This is a genomic window from Candidatus Igneacidithiobacillus taiwanensis (assembly GCF_031962545.1).
In the GTDB taxonomy this organism is placed as follows: domain Bacteria; phylum Pseudomonadota; class Gammaproteobacteria; order Acidithiobacillales; family Acidithiobacillaceae; genus Igneacidithiobacillus; species Igneacidithiobacillus taiwanensis.
In genome coordinates this window covers 1-3,903 of the sequence record NZ_JAVRKK010000174.1, presented here as the reverse complement: position 1 = coordinate 3,903, position 3,903 = coordinate 1, and the positions used below count along the sequence as shown (strand labels likewise).

Below are 3,903 nucleotides of genomic sequence, written 5' to 3'. Positions count from 1 at the left end.
ACCCGGTAAAACCCCCGGATCCGGTACCCGACATGTTGAACCTGCATGGCACTCCTCCCTCGCCAAAGAAGTGCCAAAGGTTTGTGAACTTATGCAGGCCCAGTTGCGCCGGGCTGGGTTGCAACCCATCGTGGTGGCCAAGGTCCGTCAGCCCCTGTTCGGCGGGGAGGGTATCAAAGAAGCTAACCTGGTGGTGATGGTGCGGCAGCTGTCGACCATGATCAATGCCGGCGTGCCCATGGTGCAATCCTTCGAGCTGTTGATCTCTGCGTCATCGCAGCCGGCCATGCGCAAGCTGTTGAGCAAAATTCTTCGCAATCTCAATGAGGGAGAGTCGCTTTCTCAAGCTCTTGCCCACTATCCCAAATACTTCGATCGATTGTTCATCTCGTTGGTGGCGGCTGGTGAGCAAGGCGGTATTCTCGATACGATCCTGCTGCGTTTGGCAGACTATCGAGAAAAAAGCCTCGCCCTCAACAAGAAGGTGAAGTCGGCAATGTTTTATCCAGCCGCGATCATTTCTGTCATGGTGGTCGTAGTGGTAATTTTGATGATCTTCGTGATCCCCGTGTTTGCCAAATTGTTTAGCAGTTTCGGTGCGACGTTGCCCTTACTTACGCAAGTGGTCATCAATATTTCTGATTGGATGCGCGGGCATTGGTACATGGTGGTGCTAATCCCAATCGTCCTCGTTTTTGCTTTTCGCTATGCTTATCGCCGCAGCGATGAATTCAAGGTAGTCGTGGATCGCTATGCCCTCAAAATCCCGGTAATCGGCGACATTCTGCTGAAAGGTGCCGTAGCGCGTTTCAACCGTACCTTATCGACCATGCAGGCCGCTGGTGTGCCCATTCTCGAAGCCCTCGATACTCTCTCGCGAGTATCTGGCAATGCCATCATTGAAAAAAGCATTCTTCGGTCCCGCGCCGATGTTGCGGCGGGCGGCCGTATTTCTACAAAGCTCAAAGAGGATGGCGTTTTTCCGTTGATGGCGACACAGATGCTTGCGATTGGGGAGGAGACGGGCGCTATTGAAGTGATGTCCGGCAAGGTGGCTGATTTTTATGAGAATGAGGTTAACGAAGCAGTCAGTCGATTAACCACCCTCATGGAGCCGATGATCATGGTCGTGTTGGGTATCATTGTTGGCACTTTGGTGGTTGCGATGTATTTGCCAATCTTCAAGATGGGTGCAGTGGTAACCCATGGCGGCTGATGTAATTCAGCGAGCAACAAAGTGGTTTTTTAGGATGTGAAAGAATCTACGATACTTGCGCAATTCGCGATCCAAAACCAAGACCTGGTCCATGATTTCGTCAGGGTGGGCATGGTCGATGGTTGCCAATAGTTTGCGCAACTTCTCGTGAACTAGATGTTGCTTTTCTTCGAGCGCTTCTAGAGCCTCTTGCAGATCACGAGTCGACTCGGGAGACGCGGCTGGCTGCCGAAAGTTGTAGTGTTGGCGGATGTTCATGGTGTATCTCTCCTGCAGTAATGGGCCCCGATTGCGGGGCCTTGGCATTTAATGTCCTGCGTACATGGCCTTTTTGGTGTAACGACCGCGGAATACCCAAATCTGGTACCAGTTATACATGATCATGATGGGTACGAAACCAGTCATGAACAGGGTAAACACGGCCAAAGAATCGGCAGGATTTGCCGCTGCTTGCACCGTCCATGTATCGGGGACGATGTACGGAAACATGGTCGCCCAGAGCGCAAACCACATCAGAGCTACCACACCCTCGCCCCAGAGCAGGGCGATGAAGTCGCGAGAAGCCGCATGCGCCATCATCGACTTATAAGCAAAGGCGAGAATGGCCAGGATCCAGATTAGCCAGACCCACCAATGGCTACCGGTCCACTTAGCGGCGGCCCAAGGGAAGATGGCATAGGACCAGACCAAAGTAATGACGACGGCCGCCAGGGCGATCAGCGAAAAGGCATTGGTCCATTTCTTGGCGCGCTCATGGATGACGTCTCCTGCCACAAATCGTGCGCAAAGATACAAACCACCAGCCAAACTTGCGGCAATCACCGCGCCAAAGCCCGTCCAGATACTGAAAGGGCTGAGAAAATCTAGGGCGCCGCCAGAAAAATGCTTTACGTCATTGAAGGCCAAGGCGTGGGCCCCGCTCACGCCCTCAGCGGCGATATGATGCATGGTCGGAAATCCGAGCAAAGCACCACCGAGCGCAACACCAGCGCCAAAGGGAGCGACAAGGCTGCCCAAGGCAAAGAGAAACCCCCAAAAGCGCTTGGATCCGATGGCATGCACATGAAATTCAAACGCCACCGCGCGCATGATAATACCCCACAGCGCAATCATTAAGGGAATCATCAGATAGTTGAAGGCTGATCCATAGACCAAAGGAAAAGCTCCGAAGAGAATACCGCCAGCAACTACCAGCCAGGTTTCGTTGCCGTCCCAGAAGCCGGCCATCGATGCCATAATGGCGCCGCGCTCCTCTTCGTCGGGGGAAAACAGCGCAAAGATTCCGGCGCCGAGATCGGCCCCGTCGAGGCCGATGTAGAGCAAAAACATCAAACACAGCAGCATCCACCACCAAGTGGATAAACTGCCGGCGATTCGAGCAATGTCAAGCATAAAAATTCTCCGTGGCTGGCCGGGGGTTACCCCCCGGCTATTGGTTTATCGAGATTTTTCCAGCATCGGCTTGCTAGCAAAGGTCGGTTTGGCAAAACCACCACCAGCTTTCTCTTCGCCATGGCCGTCCTCTTCGTGATGGGTGAAGAGGGTGTCGGAGTGGGGAATGTTGTCCACCCCTTTGGCAATGACGCGGCTGAAGAAATACCAGGCCCCCGCCCAAACCATGAGCTCAAAGGCGATGTAGCCGACGAACCAGACGATTTCCTGGCCGACCGTCATGTGGCTCACACCCTGATAGGTCCGCATCAGCCCAAAGACCACCCAAGGCTGACGACCGATCTCTCGCGTCCACCAACCGCACCAGATAGCGAGGTAGGGTAAGAAGCCCGAAAAAACCACGGCACGTAAAAACCACGGGTTCTTACGCAGGGATTCGGCATTGAGTTTGCCGCGCAGGCGCAACCAGTTACCCCAGAGGGCAACGGCGAAGAGAAAGAACCCGATCGCGACCATGATGCGGAAGGCATAGAAAGGCACCCAGACATCCGGGCGATCCTTGGCCGGGAAGCTGTCCATACCCGTTACCTTCCCATTCCAGGTGTGGGTCTCGAGCAGACTAAGGACATGGGGAATGGTAATGGCAAAGCTGTTGCCGTCGTTCTTGGCATTGGGGAAGGCGATCAAATGCCAGCCCGTATTTACCTTACCATCCGGTAGATAGGTATGGTAATGCCCCTCCATAGCCGCCAGTGAAGTCGGCTGGGTCATTGCCACATCACGCCCCAAGGTGTCGCCAATATAAATTTGGATTGGGGTAACGATAAGCAGGGCGAGCAGAGTAGGCTTGAGAAGCTTGGTGAAGAGATCCGCATTACGGTTCTTGAGGATGAACCAAGCACTGACACTGGCAAACACAAAGAGTGCCAGTTCTATCGTTGCCACCCACATGTGCGGGAAGCCCCAGACGAAATTATCGTTGAGGATGGCATGCCACCAATTGGTGACCTGGAAAAGACCATCTTTCAGGACGACGCCGTTGGGGGTCTGCATCCAGGAGTTGGCGACCAGAATCCACATCGCCGAAAGACTGGAAGAAAGCCCGACGTTGAAGGTGGCAAAGAGATGCATGCCCTTACTGACTTTGCCCCAGCCAAAGACCATGAGACCGATGAAGCCCGCTTCGTACATGAAGGCGGTAATGGTCTCAAAGCCCAGAATGTTGCCAAAGAAGGGACCGACGGCTTGCGAGAAGGGGCCGTAGAGGATGCCAAAGGCCATCTCCATGGTCACGC

At 54.0% G+C, this 3,903-nt stretch carries 4 protein-coding genes; 1 reads left to right on the top strand and 3 read right to left on the bottom strand.

What is annotated here, in order from left to right; translation table 11 throughout:
• Window positions 1–1,216 (top strand): type II secretion system F family protein (locus tag RTI30_RS13140; protein WP_312283987.1); only part of this gene is annotated, 1,216 nt, incomplete at its 5' end.
• Between the two features lie 6 nt (window positions 1,217–1,222).
• Here RTI30_RS13140 and RTI30_RS13135 read toward each other — a convergent pair.
• The 3 genes from RTI30_RS13135 to RTI30_RS13125 all read right to left on the bottom strand — a co-directional run.
• Window positions 1,223–1,474 (bottom strand): hypothetical protein, encoded by a 252-nt coding sequence (locus RTI30_RS13135; RefSeq protein ID WP_312262992.1) that lies wholly within the window; start codon window positions 1,472–1,474, stop codon window positions 1,223–1,225.
• Window positions 1,475–1,522: 48 nt separating this feature from the next.
• Window positions 1,523–2,608, bottom strand: a complete 1,086-nt coding sequence (locus RTI30_RS13130) for a cytochrome d ubiquinol oxidase subunit II (RefSeq protein ID WP_312262991.1) — start codon at window positions 2,606–2,608, stop codon at window positions 1,523–1,525.
• 45 nt (window positions 2,609–2,653) lie between these two features.
• Window positions 2,654–3,903, bottom strand: a 1,250-nt coding sequence (locus RTI30_RS13125) for a cytochrome ubiquinol oxidase subunit I (RefSeq protein WP_312283986.1), incomplete at its 5' end; no start/stop codon positions are given.

Bases quoted from the DNA above. Each gene is read 5' to 3' on its own strand.
- RTI30_RS13135 (WP_312262992.1), bottom strand. From the start codon at position 1,474: ATGAACATCCGCCAACACTACAACTTTCGGCAGCCAGCCGCGTCTCCC.
- RTI30_RS13130 (WP_312262991.1), bottom strand. From the start codon at position 2,608: ATGCTTGACATTGCTCGAATCGCCGGCAGTTTATCCACTTGGTGGTGG.